We start from the raw sequence: 17,599 nt of genomic DNA on the forward strand, positions 1-17,599 counted from the left end.
TGTTTCACGCCGAAAATGTTAGCCACCAAGCTTCTACCCTCTCGTTTTAGACCCGTTTTATGAAAAGGGGCAAAAAACGGCCAGAGGCACTTTCTTTCTTGCGCGGCATTTCCTACATTTGCCCTCGCAATACCGGGCCGCGTAGTACAACGGATAGTATTGGAGTTTCCGAAGCTCTCGATCCAGGTTCGATTCCTGGCGCGGCCACAAGTTCAAAACTTTCGGAAAGAAAATTACCCAGAACCCTGCTAGATATCCTCTGGTGGGGTTTTTCTTTGCCTAAATTCTGGGTGATTACAAGATAAGGGAGCAAAATCAATTCCTTAACTCTAATGAGAATCCAACATTCTCTTGTTGCTTCTGATGTTGCTTCTGAAGAAGCCGAACTTTTTCTTATTGGCCAAAACCCCATATTTACTCTTTATAAAGGCAATTGAAGGCTACTTCATGCCAATACAACCTAGAATAGTTTTTTGTAGGCAATGGCAAAAGGCAAAATTATAGAGGTAGGAGGCTATCTTTCTAATACCTTTTCCAGCCCTACCTCTTTTGTGTAACAATAATGAGTTCAACCTTATTTGTGCCCATCTTTTTCTATCTTCAAGATGAAAGAATAGTTAAACTTCTACTTTTTGAATTAACAAGAGGAAATTCGGTTAAATAAATAAATATTTAAAACACTATTTATCTAAATTCGGCCCTTAAAGACGCTTACAGTGCTAATATACATTTATATAGTAAGCGGTTCATACAATTATTTCATGGAACTGGAACAAAGCAGTGATATACTACTGGAAATTTTGCTAAATTTTGTACAATTATCTACTCAAAATAAACTCAAGAAATCGGAAGTAAATTATCTAATAAACCAAGCGTATGCAGAATTAGGTCTTTTTGAAGAAAAACACCCCGAAGCCGTGGTCCTGCTACAAGCGCAGATTGGCGTGTTAGAGGCCAAGATTCTGGTCCTGAACCAGAGGCACCAGGAAGCGGTGTCAGCTTCTCGTATGGCCCTCAAGACGTTCCTCCTGGATCATACAAGCTTAAGAGAGAAGAGAACTGGTGCCAAGTGGCTAGCGGGCGGATTAGGGGAGATTTCTTTGTCAGATTTTTCCAGGTCGGCCTTCCAATAAAGCAGTTTCTCTCCCCATTCATGGGTAGGAAAAGCTACTTCCGGTTTATTCTGCAAAATATTTGCTTCTTTTATGGAATAGAATAAAAATAGATTGTATAAAATATGGAATCAAAAGAAACGGCTCTCCTTCGCTTAAAAGACTTGTACCTGGAATTGGAATCTTGCCAAGACGAAGGATTGGTAGCTTACACCTTCTCGTTGGCCGCGGTGAACGAGGCCAAAGACCTGTTACGGCACTTCCTGGAAAACCCCACAGAATACGGGCATACGCACAACCGGATCCTGTATTTCACCAAAATGCTGGAGTTAGCAGAGACCCAGATCAAAAACGGGGGAGTGCAGGAAGGGCTATGGTTTGGTAAATCAGTGATTTCCTTTTTTCTGGATGGCACCTCGGCCGGGCCTTCTTCCCTTAAAGAGAAATAATCCTTAACCTCCCTCCTGAAAGTGTCTAAATTAAACTAAAAAAGGTGGCAAAAGAACGTCTTCCAATACCCGGGCACCCTTGGGGCAGGGAAACCAGGCAGGCTTGGAACCCTGCCCCAGGAACGCTCCACCCTTTGGGGCAACCGTCTCCTGCTTAAAAGTTTAGTTTAGGGCTCCGCTGCTTTTTGAGGTCTAAGGATATTTTGAGGGGCGAATTGCATCTACCTATTTTCCTACCTTCTTCTCCTTTGCCAAATTTTCCTGAAGAATTTGAACAATCCCTTATTTATTAGCGGCCAATGTAGTTTCTTTACAGTCTAATAAACTGACCACCAGCGCCAAAACTCCTTGCCAAAAAGCAGGGCGAGTCGAAGGGCAGCTTAGCCTTGGCTGCTGGTCTTGAGAAAGAACAGTTTTGGTCTAATTACTGAAAAACAGCCTGTTAATAGGAAGCATTGAATTATGGAATTAAACGAAGAAACCACCCAGCGCCTTCAAAATCTGTTGGAGGTATTGGAAAACCACATGCCCGAGGCCTCAGACACTGTGCCTGTCATCTTAGAAGCCTTGGCAGAAACCAAGCAGGTACTTGGCCAGCTGGTGCAGGCCACTGCAGAAACCCACCCGTCTTATTCTCGCTTGGAGTTCCTCTCTAAAATGTTGGACCTCTCCAAAGAAGAGGTAGAGAATGGCGGTGTGGAAGACGGCCTTTGGTTTGGAAGATCAGTGCTCACGTTCTTGCTCAACGGAACCTCTGCGGGAACCGTACCAGTGGCGTCTGACAAATACAACTAACCCACCAAAAAAGAAACCGGCAGAGAAGATGTGTCTCCCCGCAAGGGCGCACCAAAAGCCCCTCCTGACTTAAGTATTTTAGGCTTGCCAAAATACCTAAACCAACGCCAGCAAAGCTCTAACAGTAGGGCCTTGCTGGCGTTGGTTATTCCACGGGAGCTTGTTGCAGGAGAACTTTTCTGGTCCAGGAAGTAATACGTACCTTTGGGCACGCATCTCGGCTTCGGCATTGGCCCTGGCAGGGCTTAGAAGCCGAAGCCGCCACCAAAGCACCTGTTTTACCTCCAGTACCACCCATGAAAAATCTCCTGCTATGTCTCCTGGTTATGTGTCTACTAAGCTGCTCCAATAAAAAGGGGACTTCTTTCCAGATGACCTCCTTTGAGGTTTTGGACCAGAAGACCTTTAAGATGTGTTTCACCGACGACGTGGAAGGCATTTACGCGCTGGTGATCAAGACCAAATCTGGGCAGGAAATCAAGAAGGCGGGTCGTTTGACTCAGGAAAACCAGAACTGTTTCCAGGAGCTCAAGATGCAGCACGCGGCCGACTCTTACACCACGGCCCAGACCCGTTTTTACCAGGATTCGCTCGTGAACCAGAACATAGCCTCAGTGAAATGGATGATCTCCCGCAGGTACTATGAAGAACCCATGGCCGAGGGAGAATTCGTGCCTTCCCATTGATAAACGATTGCCTTGCCTAGCTAAGGGTTCCTGAAAAACCTTACCTATTTGCCCTTTCTCCAGACCTCCCCTTCCTCTCCGTAAGGCTATATTGTTTGTCGCTGTTTTGCTTAAAACAGCAGGTAATCCTCCCTTCCGCCCGGTTCTCCAAAAGGCTAAGCCAATAAAGTAGCTGATTTGGGAAAAGAGGGCATGGTTGGCTGTAATATTTTCACCGTTCAAGAGACTAATCTTCTGTCATTACCGCTTTGGTGGTGGCCCCTGAACCAATTCTCGAAGAAACTGTCCTCTATGAACGTGTTAACCCTGCATATTTCAGATACTGCCAAAATTGAGGTAGATAATTCTTTTAATGGCAAAGAGACCATCAAGTACAACGGCGAAATTGTGTCAGAGAAGAAATCGCTGCTGGGCGAGAACCATACCTTTACATGCGAGGAGAACGGGGAACGCATCACCTATGAGGTGAGAATCAGCATTAAAAACCTGACCCGGGTGGGCATTGACATTTACCGCAATAACAAGGTGGTTTTGCTCAGCTAAAGCAGGCACTCCGGTAGGGAAACCCGAATCTTTGTCCCATAGCCTGTAAAGCGACACCCCTGGGCTATAGACCTTCTCTATCAACGCGCCTTGCTTTTAGGGCGGTTAGCTTAGCTTTTGGGAATCTGCACAAAGAAGGTGGACCCTTCGCCCTCTTTGCTTTCAAACCAGACAATGCCCTGGTGAAGCTCCACTATGTTCTTGATGATGGACATGCCCAGGCCCACGCTTTTCTCGCCGCGCACCCCTTTCCTCCTGGCCTTGGTGAACTTGTCAAACAAGAAAGGCTTCAAGTCCTCAGGAATACCTATGCCGTTGTCTGCGATGGAGACCAAGACGGTTGGGCCCTGGTCCTGCAGCGCGACAGTGATGGTGCCATGATCTGACGTGAACTTGATGGCGTTGGAGACCAGGTTGTTCAGCACCTGCATGAATTTCATCACATCAATGTAGGCGAAGACCGGTTCAGAGGGTACATTCAAAACAAAATTCTTCGTCAGCAGACTACCGCCTACCTGTTGGTAATTCTCCACCATGATGGAGATTCTCTGGGCCAGGTTTACCCGCTCCAGATGAAGCACTACCTGCGAGGATTCCAGAAACTCATTATCTACAAAGTCCCGGATCAGGTCTGAGCCTTTTTTGGCGTTCTCTTTGATGTAGGTGACCAGTTCCATCACCGCAGGGTTGGCTGCGGTCAACTCCAACTCCAGCAACCTCACCATTCCCTCAATATTGGCAAAGGGCGCAGCCAGGTCATGCGAGAGAATCTCCAGGGTGGAATTCTTTTTGGAATTAAATTTCAGGATATTGTTTTGGTACTCTTTCCGTTTGGTGATATCGGTGGCAAAGCCTGCCAGGTAACGGTCCTGGCCCTCGTCCACCCGGGTGCAGGAGACACATACCCATTTCAGGGCTTGACCGGGCACCTTCACCCGTATCTCAATTCCTTCCTGCGCCCCGGTGGCCATTATCTTTTGGTACTGCTCCCGCAGGAAGGCCTGGTCTTCTGGGTGCACCCTATCCAGCAGAAGAAAAGGGTCCTGTAAGGCAGCCTGAGCAGATAACCCAAACAACTGGGCGAAGGACTGGTTCAGGTACTGCAGCTTGCCTTGGTCGCAGTGGTAAAGGAAGTAGGCTTGTTCAAAGGCCTCGGCCGCCTTCTCTACCAAGGAAGCATGCCGGAGCGCTAACGTGTTATGCATATAAGAGAGAAGTAAGGAGCTGGGGGAGACTCAGGTAAACAGTATTATAAAGGTATCGCGTATCTACTATATATGCCTATACAAAGTTGCTCTTTGGTCGCTGTTTAGGTTATTTTAGTATCTTTAACTATTATTTTGAACCTTCAACCAAGCTCCCCCAGCCATGCCTACCCTATTCCCTATCCCTAACCACCAGCTAGATGCCGGAGAGATCCTGGTCATTGATGATGATTCGTCCAGCTTATTCCTCATCCAGGACTTACTCACCTCTATGGGACTTGGGGAGAAAGTCACCACGGCGTCTAGCGCCGAAGATGCCCTGGAGATTCTGGCTGAGCGGGAAGGTACCGCCCGGTATCCTGAACTTTTATTTCTGGATATCAGGATGCCCCACATAGATGGGTTCGGCTTTCTGGAGCGGCTAGACAAGCTGCGTTCCCCCAACCACCCAACCCCCAAGGTGGTGATTCTAAGCTACTATGGCAACAGGCTATACCAGGAACAGGCCGAAAAATACGGGGTCTCTGCCTATTTACGCAAACCCCTCACCCGCGAAAAGGTATTAGACCTGATTGAGTTCCGCAGCTATCCCAATTAAGACGTCAATGCCGGCTGCGCCCGGCGCGTAATTGCCTTTCACTCTTTTGCCATAGGGTAAAATCAAAGGTTCTCTCTGGCTACCGCGCCTGCCATAGGCCCGGACCAGGCTCAGGAGTAGTATGCGTACCCTTCCACCCACTTACCTTAAGGCAGTCGCGCCCCGCATATCTTCAGCTCCGCCTTGTGCAAAGAAGGCACCTCCGCTGGTATAAACCAGACGCTCCCTTTTCTTGCTTGCCAACACCGGTTTCCCCGCCAAAAGCGGACCAAGTCATTGTCCCCTCATCATAAAAAGACAGTTTGCCCTGGCAGATACCTTTAATGTCTTTTAAATTCTGTACCTTTAAACAAGTACCCCACACGTAAACATTACTGCTATGGCCAAAGGAAAGTCACCCTCCAAAGAAAATGCTAAAAAAGCACCTACCAAGAGCCTGAAGGAAAAAAGGGCGGAGAAACAACAGAAGAAGGATTCTAAAAGAGATTAATACGTTTCGCACTTAAAAGTACTGGCAAAGCCTCTGGGGCAGAGCCATCGGGTGAATTTCTTCCGGTGGCTCTGCCCCAGAGGTTTTGCTTTTGGCTTCCGCCCTATCCGTGGCAGAAATGCAGGCGGTGCTTTCATATCCGGCAAAGGGGAAGACCTTCTTTTTCCCTTACTTTTTTAGCCGCAGCCCCTCAATTCCCGTACCTAGCTAGACAGCCCTTTTATTTTTTCTCCCTCATATTCAAGCACTCCCTTTTAGGGAGCGTAAAAACATAGTCATTTTTGCATATTTAACGTAATAGGAGCCTCATTCATTCTAACCTATAGCTATATGGAATTTACATCGACTAGAATTGAAGATGTTCTGTTTGATGCGGCCCGTAAAGGAGACGTGGGCACCATACAGGAACTGATCTCAGAAGGTGTTGACATCAACATACAGAACGGCCGTGGCTTTACCCCCCTCATTCTGGCGTCTTATGAAGGCCATTATGAAGCCACCAAAGCGCTTCTGGATGCCGGCGCAGACGTAAACATGCAAGACCTGAGCGGCAACACCGCCTTGATGGGCCTGTGCTTTAAAGGCTACGCCGATATCGCGGAATTACTCATCGCGCGCGGCGCTGACCTGAACATCCAGAACTACAGCGGCGGTACCGCCCTCATGTTTGCCACTATGTTTGGCCGGCATGAACTGGTAAGACTGGTGGCCGAACACGGGGCCAACCAGGAACTGAGAGACAGCCGGGGATTTACGGCGTTGGAAATGGCCGAGAAGATTGGCAACGAGGAAGCCGTAAAAGTGCTTCACCACGAAGTCTGATTTCCCGGTATTTTTCTGAAACTAGCCAAAAAACCTATCCCCCACCTTCCTCCTAAAAATCTAGCTGCCCTTTCCGGGGTGTTTTACCTGAAACACCCCGGAAAGGGCAGAACTGTTTCAGCCCATCTCACTCTTCAATAAGCCGGGAAAACTGGCATTCCCTTCTGGATGGTTAGGCTAATCTTGTCAGATAACCGTTTTGTGGGTGATAGTTTCTGCCAGGGGGGCGTTCTCCTGTTTTTCACCCAAGATAAGCCGGTTCCCGGAGTCATAGGTGAAGTAGTTCCAGAACCAGTTGGTCATGACCAGCAGCCGGTTCCGGAAGCCCGCAATGGAAATCAAATGAATGAACATCCAGATAAGCCACGCCAGAAAACCCTGCGATTTGAATTCCTTCTTGAACAACCGCAGGTCGGCCACGGCTTTGTTGCGGCCTATGGTAGCCATAGTGCCCTGGTCTTTGTAGATGAAGGGCTGTAAAGGCTTACCCTCGTGCAGGTTTACCAGGTTCTGGCCCAATAAGGCTCCCTGCTGAATGGCGGGCTGGGCCAGCATGGGATGCCCCTGCGGGTTCTCTGCCGTGACCATGGCGGCAATGTCACCCAAGGCAAAGACGTTCTCATAGCCTTCCACCCGGTTGTATACATCTACCTTTAGGCGGTTCCCTTTGATAAAGCTTTCCGGACTCAGACCGGCTACCGGGTTTCCGGTTACGCCGGCGGCCCAGATAAGGGTACGGGTGATCAGGGTTTCGCCAGTGTCCAGGGTAACAGTATACCCGTCATACGACTTCACCCGCCGGTTCAGCAGCACATCTACCCCCATTTCCTGCAGAAACTGCAAAGACTTCTGGGAGGCTTCCGGTGACATGCCCTTCAACAGCTCTCCCCCGCTCTGGATCAGGTGAATGTCCATGGATTTGAAGTCCAGCTCTGGATAGTCCTTGGGGAAGACGTGCTTGCGCAGTTCACTCAGGGCCCCGGCCAACTCTACCCCCGTGGCCCCGCCCCCCACTATCACATAGTCCATGAGGCTGTTCAAGTGCTCTTCTTCATCTACCTGCAAGGCCTTCTCAAAGTTAGCCAGAATGGTGTTACGGAGGCTGATGGCGTCTTCAATGGACTTCATGGCGATGGCATTCTGCTCCATCTGCTCATCTCCAAAATAATTGGTGGTGGCCCCGGTGGCAATGACCAGGTAATCATACCTGATCAGGCCGATGCTGGTTTCCACCAACTGCTGCTGGGTGTCTACCCGCTGCACCTCGGCCAGCCGAAAGAAGAAGTTCTTCTGGTCCTCAAAGATCTTCCTAAACGGATGGATGATGGTGTCTGGCTCTACGCCCGCGGTAGCTACCTGGTACATGAGCGGCTGAAAGGTGTGGTAGTTCTGCTTGTCAATGAGAATAACCTGCACCGGGGCATTTTTAAGGGACTTCACCAGTTCCAGGCCGCCAAAGCCCCCGCCAATGATCACCACCTTGGGCTGACCGGTGGTGGCTATTCTTGCATAATTTACCATATTCTCCTATGTGGGGTTTCTCAGGACTGGACCTCCTATTCCCTGACCTGGAAAGGGGCGCCAGCCCCAGGTATACTGCCAGGTGAGCCTTGTGGTTATCTGGTAAAGCCCTTGTGCCTGGCATGACCCTAGTTTGTGCTGGCTTCAGGGAGAGGAAAGGGATGCGAGTTCCGGTTTAAAGGCCTTGAACTAAGACTTTGCTCAGGGGGTTTCAGCCTCTATTCTTCTTTTTCCACCTCGTGGTTCTCCACTTTCACGGCGTGCTCCACAGGTTTTACACCTTTGTCTTTCTCCCGTGAATACACGTAGGTGAACTCTGCACCCAGCAGAAAAATGATGGAAGTGTAATACACCCACACCAGCAGCAAGACCACGGATCCCGCCGCGCCATAGGTATCTGCCAAGGGGTCAAACTGGAGGTAGATATTGAGCAGGTATTTCCCTATCACAAAGAGAATGGCCGTGACCGTGGCCCCTACCCACACGTGCTTCCACCTGATCTTGGCGTCTGGCAAGACCTTGTACACCGTAGCGAATATGGCCACACTGATCAGGAAAGACACCAGCAGGTTGCCCGCATCAACAAGGTACACGGCCAGAAAAGAGAATTGCCTTTGCAGGAAGTCATGGAAAACGCCCAGGATAATCTCAATGCTCAGCGAGACCAGCAACAAAAAGCCCATGCTCACTACCATGGCCAGAGACAGCACCCGGCTCACGATCACGCTGAGCCAGGCTTTTTCTGGTTTCGCTTTCACGTGCCACATGGCATTGAGGGCGTCTTGCAGGGCCACAAAAACCGTGGTGGCGGTAAACACCATGGTACCCACGCCAATGATGGTGCCCAGGGTACTGGCCGAGGATTGGCTGGCGTTCCGGATAATGGTCTGGATCTGCTCTGCGCTGTCGTGTCCCACCAGCCCGCTGATCTGCTTAACCACCTGCCCCTGCACCGCATCCTGGCCAAAGGCTGCCCCGGCAATTCTGATCACAATAATCAGGACGGCGGGCATAGAGAAAATAGTATAGAAGCCAATGATGGCGGCGTAATCCAAGGGCTTGTCCTGAGCAAATTCCTTTAAAGTGGTTTTGGTCAGGTTCCAGGTGTACTTCCAGCGGGAGGCCATGGCAGGTAAACGTAAAGCGGTACTCTTACAAACGGGGGCGGTAAATGGAGTGGGCAATTAACACCCAGGAAATGGCGAAAGGGGCCAGATTAGCTGGATCTTCTTTTCGCTTCATTCTGGTACACCTTCAATTCATCTTGGGCGGCTTTCAGCCTACTTTTCGCGGCTCTTTCCCGCTGTTGCGCATCTTTGGTTTCTTGCTCTGCCCTTTTCACTTCTGATTTCAGTGACTCTACCCTATGCTGTTGTTCTACCACCATAGGATCATTGGAGGAACTTCCTGACCCGGAAAAAGAGGAACAACCCACCAGGAACGGGAAGAGAAGGACAAAAGCCAGAGGGGCTACATTTGTTTTGTATAAGGTCTTCATTTTCTTTATTTTAAGTGAACACTGCTGTTTCTTACGTCTTAGGCTTAAAAGTTGTTCCTAGGGGCCGCACGGCAACCCCGGCCATTTATCCCAACCCACGGCGCTGCCAACAGACCTTCTGATGAAGGTACTCTTCCTGGAACTCGGTGTAACCCAGGCAAGTGAGGCTCCTGCAAAAAGGGATAGCACAACCGCAAAGAAGCCTTTCCCCGTTTAGGGATTCTTTCAGAAAAAGAGGCCCTAAACGGGGAAAGGCTCGGAATAAGGAACCAGGAAGAGGTCTTTGAAGCCATTACATGGCTGGCAAGGCGTCTGCCCTTCTTTTCAAAGTGCGCACCCTTTCCGGATCCATTTCCTCGGGCCGTGACAACAACCCTACCACTAGTCCCGTCAGGCCCATGGCTAGAAAGGTATTGCGGGCTTTCGTGTTCCGGGAAAACCCGAAAACCCAAGGGGCCGCCAAACTAAAAACGCTGGTGGCAAAGTCAATGGCTAAGTGGGCCTTGTAGGGCATCACCTGTACCGCTCCCCACTCTGCCTTGGTCACCAACGCCGACACCAACGTGCCTCCGCTGATGGCCCTACACAAGGTGGTGGCAGTTTGCTCTTCGGTAAAGCCTACTGTTTCTGGGGCACAAGCCACCGCTGGAATATAGGCCACATCAGCAATGCCGTGCACTGGCCGGGAAATGGGTTGCCACATAATAGTAATGGAATTAAGGGGTGGAAAATAGCTTCTGCCTGACCACAGGCTTAGACGTTTCCGTTTTCTTACGGAAGCAGATGTGCTTTGTTCCTCCCCAAACACCTAAAAAGAGCTTCTGCCGCCCACGTGTTTTAAAGCCATTTTGCTATAAACGGCTGCAAAACTAATTTCCCAATTGCAGGAAGCACCCCCTTTCCATCCCGTAAAGGGACATTGGAATAAAACAATGACCGAGGCATCTTCTATAGTAGAAGATTGAAAAAAGGGAATCCCAAAGCAGAACCTAGACCCCAGAATGGGAGGTCCCACTGCCTTAGTGTTTTTAGACCTGGTTTGGGAAAAGAAGCCTGGAAAAGGAAACTCAGGATTTTCCCGGAAATGGCTCTAACCGGATGAACATGGAGATGCGCTCCGTGAGCACATCACTTATGTCCTTTAACTCTTCTTGGGAATATTGGTAAAAATCTAAGCTATTTATAAAATCCACGGCGCCTGAACAAACCGACAAGTCCGCCTTCTTAATGATATACAACACCGTCTCTACTGGTATCTTCCTCTTCATACAATTCAATTTTTTCAGCGTTACAAGACGTATCTAAAATAAGGAAATCAAATCAAATAATCATATTACCCCTTCAACATCAATGTTTTACCGTACAAACCGAAGTTGTTTCGTATTTTCCCCTAAGGGGCACCCCATCCGTTACGACAGGCATAATTATATTCTTAACCGGAGAAAGCTTACTAAAAACAACCTACTTAGGAGGACATTTTAATCTTATTTTATTTCAATTCAATCTAAAATATCTCCCAACAAGTAAACCATGCATAAATTTTACTACTATTCCAATTTTTAATATAATTCAGCAAACCTTTTTTCTTATTTATTCCAATAAATCCAAAGGATCTCCTACCTGCTATTTATTCTCCCCCTCCCGTTTATGTCCAAGACTTAGTCCAACCACTCCCTTCTCTGTCCGTAAACTTGTTCATTCACCGCATCAGGAGTTTTGAAGGGCAAGGGGCAGGTAACACACGTTCTAATTTCTATCCTTTAGCAGAACTGGTCAACTGCCTTTCTCTTTCAGGAGGCATAAGAAGCAAAGGCAACCACTATGGAAAACAAGGGAAACGCAAAAATGGAATATCATCTACAGGAGCTTGGCCACAGTGATTTTTCGGTAGCCAAAGGGGAAGAAGACATCAGGGGTTGGAAAGTGAGCGATAGGCAAGGCAACCTGTTGGGCAATGTGAAGGAGCTTCTCTGTGACCCCCAAGCCAGAAAAGTCAGGTATGCGGTGGTAGACCTCACGGGAAATGCCCTGAACCTGGACCCGCGTCCGGTTTTAGTTCCCATTGGTTTGGCCCAGTTACACGCTGCGGAAGACGTTGTCACGATTCCTGAAGCAGAGGCCACTCAATGGCAAGCCCTGCCCACCTACCACAGACACACGTTGAACCAGGAAATGGAAAGGGCGGTGCAACGGGTGTTTTCCGGAGAAACCAGACCAGAGAACGCACCCGTACCCCAGGGGGAAACCCACAGCCCAGAATTTTACCGCCAGGAGCAATTCAACCAACGCAACCTGTACCGGAACCGAGGAGCTAAAAACGTAATAGGTCTTTTCCCTGACGCGGAAAGCGTGGCCAGGGTCACCAGGGAATTAACGGCCAGCGGCTTTTCTGAGGAAGACATAGATGCGGCAGTGCGACCGGCCCCTGGCGCAGCCGGAAGAGGAGATACCGGGACTGCGTTTGATGACTTCTTTTACTCCCTGTTCTCTACCCAGGAAGAAGCGGCCACCTTTGAAGAGAAACTACACCAGAGCCAGGCCCTGGTAGTGGTGCGAGCCTTTTCCCCAGAGGAAGCTAACCGGGCGGCGGCCATCCTCAACACCCGCCGAGGAGCTGAACTGGATATTCAGGTAGAGAAAACGGCAGCCCAGACCCAAACCACTCCTAACTTTGCGTCCTCCCCTGTTTCCATTCCCGTGGTACGGAACCAGGATGCTTTGCCTCAGCAGGAAACGGGCCTAAATAACCAGGAGCACCCATTTCCTCAGAGAGAAAGCCTTCACCAGGAGCCCCAGTCCCCTACCCAGGAACACGTGCACCTAGAACAGATTCCCTTTGACAGAACAACTACGGAACCCGGTTTTGGCTTCTTCCAGGAGGGCACTTTGGAGTTAAAGGAATTCGCGGAAGTTCCTGTGCTTACCAAAGAGGCGCACGTGGTAGAGGAAATCACCATTGCCAAAGATGTGGAGATACAGGAAGAAACCATCTATGAAACCGTCCGGAAAACAGATATCCAGATAGAAGGCATTTCTCCCCAACACAACCCCTCAGAACCAACACCTCCTTCCTAGGCTTATCCAGACGGACACTTCTATTAACTGCGGCATCTCGCCTCTGGGCCTAAAGCTTAGATTGCCTTTTGCTGGCATTTTGAAAAAAGGGGAGGTAAATCGCTGGCCTCAGCTTAGCCATTTGTTCAAAGGGAAATCAACGGGCGTTTGTCTGCTTTTTTTCTCAGCCCTCAAAAAACCTTGGACATTCCTGGTTTTCTTTAGCAGGGCATCCCTTGGCGAAACAGATCACCCCTATTCCTGCCAAATGAAATTATATTTTTACCTTTTTAGTATAATAAATATTAAAGATATACATTTTACATATATTCAAAATTTTACACAAGGCACACAACCTCTGCCCTTCCCCCTTCACCACTACTCAATCCACACACTACTGCATATCAGCATTTTGTAAACTATTTTTAGTCAACCACGGTTTAGAGAATCTTTTTTTATAGCTTCTGACAAATTAATTAAATACAATTTTTTTTACCATTTTAAGAAACCTCCTTTCTACAAGCTCGTTAAGGTTAGCAAAGAAGAAAACAAATGAACCAGGAACGGCACCCAGAGAATGAATCTTATGGAAGGGCCCACCCTTCTCCAGCAGACCCCACCCCTCAGAACCAGACGCAGCCCATCACCATTCCGGTGATTGAGGAGCGTGTGCACTTAGAGAAAAAAGTGGTGGAAAAAGGGAGTGTCCGGCTTACCAAAGTCATCAGTGAACAGGAAGTACCGGTCAACATACCCTTGATCCAGGAAGAACATGACATTCAACGGGTGCCTGTCAATCAATACGTTGACTCGCCGCCGCCGCCCATCAGATATGAAGGTGATACCATGATCATTCCTATTGTACAGGAGGTAATGGTAGTAGAGAAACGCCTGATGGTGGTGGAAGAACTGCACATCACTAAAAACAAGGTGCAAACCCAGAACGTGCAACAAGTCAACCTCCGCAAAGAGGAGATAAGGATTGAGCGGCTTTCCCCAGACGACTCAGATACCACCAGCTATTAACCAGATTCCGTTGCTTTTCGGCCCCGGAGCCAGGCCCCGTTTTACTATTCATTATCCATAACTAACACAAAAACTAAAACTATGACAAAGACAGTAATAGGCATCTTTGATAGCTCATCTGAAGCAAATCAAGCGGTACGTGAATTGAAAGACATGGGCATCTCCGAAGACCGGATTGATGTATCCAGCGCTAGTTCCTCCTCTTCCAGCGGGTCAGACTACGGCTCTGGCTCCACTTCCTCTAGTTCCTCTAGCACAGGCTATGGCAGCGGCACTTCCTCTTCGGGCGGTTCTTCTTCCAGCCGGGACAAAGATGACAATGACGGCATTGGCGGCTTTTTCCGGTCTTTGTTCAGTGATGATGATGACAGCGCCACCACGTACTCCAACGTGGCCCGGCATTCAGACTGCATTGTGACCGTACATGCCCAGACAGACGAAGAAGCCCGCAGGGCAGCCACCATCTTAGACCAATACGGGTCTGTAGACGTAGACCAACGGGCCGAGCAATATGGCTACCGGAGCAGTTCTACAGGTAGTGGAACGTTAGGTAGCGGGGCTTTTGCCGGCAGTGCCATGGGCAGCGGAACAATGGGCAATGATATTACAGGCAGCGACTCTGACCGAAGCAATTCTTCATTAACCGGTACTGGCGCAGATTCCACCTTCTCCGGAGGTACTGACAATACCTACGCTGGAAGCACTACTAACACATCCCTTTCAGACTCCACCTCCTCTCTTACAGGTGGCACCTCAGACACCACCCGTTCTGATCTCACAGATTCCACTTCCATTCCTATTATTGAGGAAAACCTGCAAGTAGGGAAACGTGAGATTGAGACCGGTGGCGCCCGCCTGCGCAGCAGAATTGTAGAGCGTCCGGTGGAAGAACACCTACGCCTGCGTTCAGAGCACGTGCGGGTAGAGCGCCACGCAGTAGACAGACCAGCCACAGAGGCAGATTTCAACGGATTCAGAGAAGGCGAGATTGAATTGACCGAACATGCAGAAGTACCCGTGGTCAACAAAGAAGCCCGCGTGGTAGAAGAAATCTCCCTGGGCAAAGAGGTGGAAGAACGCGACGAGGTTATCAGAGACACCGTTCGTTCCACTGAGGTAGACATAGATGACCTGCATTCAGATGCCTCCCGGAACCGCCTCAACAATGACCTGGACTCTGACGTAAACCGCGACCGTACCGGCCTGGATCCAGACCGCGACCGTGACCGCGATAACCTGAACAACGATCGGAATAACCTGAACAACGACCGGAACCCCTTGCTATAGGGCTCTGCTCCACCATTGCTTTATATGGAAAAGGCGGCCTCTAAAAACAGAGACCGCCTTTTTCATCTTTGATTACCAGGGAAACTAAGGCCTTTTTTTTAAATCAGCCCTAAAACGCATCCTCTCACATGGAGCCCTTGGCAGCTTTAATCTCTTTTTTCTCTACCTGCCAAGCAGGATTCCTTCCTCTAGGTGAACCCCCTGGGCACTTCCATTCTTCCCTGCCCTTTTGTGATACTTGCGTATTTTCTCTCACCTTCCTTTCAGGCCTATTTCTTTGAAAACACGCCTGAAAGAGGTTATTAGGTAGGGAGTGTTCAAGCCAATTGTTTAGACTTAAAAGATTCCCAGGAACCGTTTGCGGTGGTAGATGTTTTTGAGGTCGTTTTCAAAAAGCGTGTACGGGTCCTGGTAGAATTTCAGGAAGTCTGGCACGCTTACCTGGCCGGGGAATGGGGCATAGTAATGGGTGGGGCTGCGCGAATCATTGCGCCACACCAATACATAAGACAAGCGCATGGGGTATTTCCTCATGGTGGGCAACAAGGTTTTGGTCCACCAGGTGGGGTCTGGGATTGATTCCAGGCCGGTTTCTGTGAAGGCGGCCAATTTCTTCGCCTTTTGGGCATAGTCTGCCACTATCTTGAGTTTGAAGGCGGCCGTATCCAGGGCAAAGCGGTCGCGGCCCATGTCCCCATAGTTGTCCATGCCCACCATGTCCACCCATTTGTCTCCGGGGTAACGCTCCAGGAACTCCGCTTCAGAGGAGAATCTGTTATCCGGGGAAAAAGCGTACAGGAAATTGTGCACCTGCAGGCTGTCTCTGAGGTAAGACACCGTGAATTGCCACAGCGAGATAAAATCTTCGCGGCTGGTATAGGGCTTGCCCCACCAGAACCAACCGCCGTCAAATTCATGGAAGGGCCTGAAAATCACCGGCGCCAGTTTCCCATCGGCTCCTTTCACCGTGTGGGCCCAATCCCCGATGCCCTGCAGAATCTCTTTGTATTGCTCATGGGCTGCCCCGCCTGGAATAAGATAACTCACCGCCGGCAGGGAAAGGGAATCCACCCAGTAGAAACCGCCCTTGGCCACCGGGTTTGAGAAATGCCATGCCGCCGTGGTCACTCCCCCGCGGTTGTAGGTATCTACCACATTCTGGCGCACCGCCTCTTTGGCAATCTGGATTTCCTCTGCTGAACGCCCAGAAAAACCGCTGAAGTCTACTCCCACCACGGCCGGATGGGACCCTGTCACAGATTTCACGTCGGACCGGTTTCTTTGGCCAGACCAGCCGTGCCCATACTCGGTGGCGTGCTGGTGCCCGAACAGGGTATGTTTCTTGGCTAGTTTGCCTAAGTTTCGGTACAGCGCCTTGGTTTCAGCGCTGGCTTTTCTATCTATGGGTTTTGACCCGGCGCAACCAAAGAGGAAGGAAAGAGCCAGTAATAACAACACAGTGCTTCTTGCGTGCATAATGAAAATTTAAGAGACACGTAAAGAAGCAAGATAACACCTTGCCCCAGGTTTTTCTTGTCTGGAAAGGTAATTTTCTGCCAGAACTTTGTCCTACTCCCATTCCTTTCTTCAGCCTTCCATTGACGGCTCCCTTTTTAGGGTATCTGGTGCTTTCCACTATCAGGGAGAATGGCAAACCCGGCACTTCCCGAATCTATCTGGAAAAGCAAAGCGGAGTTGCCATGGCAGGGAAAGAGCTTCAACAAACAGGGGTTCCTGCAGGTGAAACCAGCCGTTCCCCAGCTCCTGCAAGCCCAAATTTTCAGGGAGTAGTGCCTGCATTTCCACCAGAAAACCGCTTTTGCGGCACCTAATCCTAGTTATTCTCAACAGGTGAAGCAAAAAAAGTGACGGCAAGGAAAAGCCTTAGCTCCTTAGAAACCAATCAATTGTTTCAAGCACCAATATATTTTTTTACCAGTTTAACATAAAGAGGATGCTATCTTTTCTGTTTTTACATAACTTGCTTGAGCAGACAGACACAATATCATGTAGCTACCATTTGTTCTCCGTAAGAGACTTAGGCTTATTATGCATATTGATCTCCAACCCCAACTTGTGTACCAGGACGATTTTCTCCTGATCGAAGTTGACTTAAATGTAAAATACATCCAGTTAGAGTGGGTTTCTTCCCCTTCTACGACCCAGTTCCAGGAATCCTTCCGCACGGCTGCTACCATTGCGCTTGATATAAAAGGGGAATACTGGTTGAGCGATGCCAAGATTATCCCTTTCCTGGAATTCTCGGCTCAGAACTGGGTCATGCGTGAAATGGCGCCTCTGCTCCAGATTTCCCCCCTCAAGAAGTTTGCCCGCCTTTCCTCCAAAGAAAGCATTGCCTTGCTTGACATGCACCGCATCTACAATACCCTGGCCAATCTGCAAGAGGTGAGTTTGAAAACCAAATTTGAGTCTTTTACCACCAAGGAGGCAGCCCAGGAATGGCTTTTCTCTGAATACGAGTTAGACCACGCTTTTTCCCAGGATTAAGCCCA

Annotated in this window: 19 protein-coding genes and 1 tRNA gene; 13 read left to right on the plus strand and 7 right to left on the minus strand. The window is 49.3% G+C overall.

What is annotated here, in order from left to right; all coding sequences use genetic code 11:
- The first annotated feature begins 135 nt into the window (after positions 1 to 135).
- From FOE74_RS19255 to FOE74_RS19280, 6 genes are all read left to right on the plus strand, one after another.
- A tRNA-Arg gene (locus FOE74_RS19255) sits at positions 136 to 207 on the plus strand.
- Between the two features lie 554 nt (positions 208 to 761).
- Positions 762 to 1,133 carry a hypothetical protein gene (locus FOE74_RS19260; protein ID WP_149100273.1) on the plus strand — a complete coding sequence of 124 codons (372 nt, stop codon included), beginning with the start codon at positions 762 to 764 and terminating at the stop codon, positions 1,131 to 1,133.
- Positions 1,134 to 1,237: 104 nt separating this feature from the next.
- The gene (locus FOE74_RS19265; protein ID WP_149100274.1) at positions 1,238 to 1,561 is read left to right on the plus strand and encodes a hypothetical protein; all 324 of its coding nucleotides are present in this window, start codon (positions 1,238 to 1,240) and stop codon (positions 1,559 to 1,561) included.
- Positions 1,562 to 2,023: 462 nt separating this feature from the next.
- Positions 2,024 to 2,356: a hypothetical protein gene (locus tag FOE74_RS19270; protein WP_149100275.1), complete on the plus strand. Its 333-nt coding sequence runs from the start codon at positions 2,024 to 2,026 to the stop codon at positions 2,354 to 2,356.
- A gap of 371 nt (positions 2,357 to 2,727) precedes the next feature.
- Positions 2,728 to 3,042 carry a hypothetical protein gene (locus FOE74_RS19275; protein WP_192576639.1) on the plus strand — a complete coding sequence of 105 codons (315 nt, stop codon included), beginning with the start codon at positions 2,728 to 2,730 and terminating at the stop codon, positions 3,040 to 3,042.
- Between the two features lie 291 nt (positions 3,043 to 3,333).
- On the plus strand, positions 3,334 to 3,585 hold the full coding sequence (locus tag FOE74_RS19280; RefSeq protein ID WP_149100277.1) for a hypothetical protein: 252 nt from the start codon (positions 3,334 to 3,336) through the stop codon (positions 3,583 to 3,585).
- Positions 3,586 to 3,695: 110 nt separating this feature from the next.
- Here the strand turns inward: FOE74_RS19280 and FOE74_RS19285 are convergent, their stop codons facing one another.
- Entirely contained in the window at positions 3,696 to 4,790 is a 1,095-nt protein-coding gene (locus tag FOE74_RS19285) for a PAS domain-containing sensor histidine kinase (RefSeq protein ID WP_149100278.1), read from the minus strand.
- Between the two features lie 163 nt (positions 4,791 to 4,953).
- Between FOE74_RS19285 and FOE74_RS19290 the strand changes: the two genes are divergently transcribed.
- Complete coding sequence (locus tag FOE74_RS19290; protein ID WP_149100279.1) at positions 4,954 to 5,388, plus strand: response regulator; 435 nt, start codon at positions 4,954 to 4,956, stop codon at positions 5,386 to 5,388.
- An 820-nt stretch (positions 5,389 to 6,208) separates the two neighbouring features.
- Positions 6,209 to 6,700, plus strand: a complete 492-nt coding sequence (locus tag FOE74_RS19295) for an ankyrin repeat domain-containing protein (protein ID WP_149100280.1) — start codon at positions 6,209 to 6,211, stop codon at positions 6,698 to 6,700.
- Between the two features lie 186 nt (positions 6,701 to 6,886).
- On the opposite strand, the gene FOE74_RS19300 is transcribed toward FOE74_RS19295, so the two are convergent.
- The 5 genes from FOE74_RS19300 to FOE74_RS19320 form a co-directional block, all read right to left on the minus strand.
- Positions 6,887 to 8,221, minus strand: a complete 1,335-nt coding sequence (locus FOE74_RS19300) for an NAD(P)/FAD-dependent oxidoreductase (protein ID WP_149100281.1) — start codon at positions 8,219 to 8,221, stop codon at positions 6,887 to 6,889.
- Between the two features lie 218 nt (positions 8,222 to 8,439).
- Positions 8,440 to 9,348, minus strand: coding sequence for a YihY/virulence factor BrkB family protein (locus tag FOE74_RS19305; RefSeq protein ID WP_149100282.1), 909 nt, complete (start codon positions 9,346 to 9,348; stop codon positions 8,440 to 8,442).
- Positions 9,349 to 9,437: 89 nt separating this feature from the next.
- Positions 9,438 to 9,719 carry a hypothetical protein gene (locus tag FOE74_RS19310; protein WP_149100283.1) on the minus strand — a complete coding sequence of 94 codons (282 nt, stop codon included), beginning with the start codon at positions 9,717 to 9,719 and terminating at the stop codon, positions 9,438 to 9,440.
- Positions 9,720 to 10,011: 292 nt separating this feature from the next.
- Complete coding sequence (locus tag FOE74_RS19315; RefSeq protein ID WP_149100284.1) at positions 10,012 to 10,422, minus strand: hypothetical protein; 411 nt, start codon at positions 10,420 to 10,422, stop codon at positions 10,012 to 10,014.
- Between the two features lie 364 nt (positions 10,423 to 10,786).
- A complete protein-coding gene (locus tag FOE74_RS19320; RefSeq protein ID WP_149100285.1) occupies positions 10,787 to 10,987 on the minus strand; it encodes a hypothetical protein in 201 nt (66 codons plus the stop codon).
- Positions 10,988 to 11,564: 577 nt separating this feature from the next.
- Here FOE74_RS19320 and FOE74_RS19325 point away from each other — a divergent pair.
- The 3 genes from FOE74_RS19325 (at position 11,565) to FOE74_RS19335 (ending at position 15,086) form a co-directional block, all read left to right on the plus strand.
- Positions 11,565 to 12,794: a DUF2382 domain-containing protein gene (locus FOE74_RS19325; protein WP_188687010.1), complete on the plus strand. Its 1,230-nt coding sequence runs from the start codon at positions 11,565 to 11,567 to the stop codon at positions 12,792 to 12,794.
- Between the two features lie 531 nt (positions 12,795 to 13,325).
- Entirely contained in the window at positions 13,326 to 13,799 is a 474-nt protein-coding gene (locus FOE74_RS19330) for a YsnF/AvaK domain-containing protein (RefSeq protein ID WP_149100287.1), read from the plus strand.
- An 81-nt stretch (positions 13,800 to 13,880) separates the two neighbouring features.
- Positions 13,881 to 15,086, plus strand: coding sequence for a DUF2382 domain-containing protein (locus FOE74_RS19335; RefSeq protein WP_149100288.1), 1,206 nt, complete (start codon positions 13,881 to 13,883; stop codon positions 15,084 to 15,086).
- Between the two features lie 336 nt (positions 15,087 to 15,422).
- On the opposite strand, the gene FOE74_RS19340 is transcribed toward FOE74_RS19335, so the two are convergent.
- A complete protein-coding gene (locus FOE74_RS19340) occupies positions 15,423 to 16,562 on the minus strand; it encodes a glycoside hydrolase family 26 protein (RefSeq protein ID WP_149100289.1) in 1,140 nt (379 codons plus the stop codon).
- A 41-nt stretch (positions 16,563 to 16,603) separates the two neighbouring features.
- Between FOE74_RS19340 and FOE74_RS19345 the strand changes: the two genes are divergently transcribed.
- Together FOE74_RS19345 and FOE74_RS19350 are read left to right on the plus strand one after the other, a co-directional pair.
- Entirely contained in the window at positions 16,604 to 16,918 is a 315-nt protein-coding gene (locus tag FOE74_RS19345; protein WP_149100290.1) for a hypothetical protein, read from the plus strand.
- Between the two features lie 217 nt (positions 16,919 to 17,135).
- Entirely contained in the window at positions 17,136 to 17,594 is a 459-nt protein-coding gene (locus tag FOE74_RS19350) for a hypothetical protein (protein WP_149100291.1), read from the plus strand.
- The last annotated feature ends 5 nt before the right edge of the window (positions 17,595 to 17,599 follow it).

Source organism: Rufibacter glacialis (assembly GCF_008271745.1).
Taxonomy (GTDB): Bacteria; Bacteroidota; Bacteroidia; order Cytophagales; family Hymenobacteraceae; genus Nibribacter; species Nibribacter glacialis.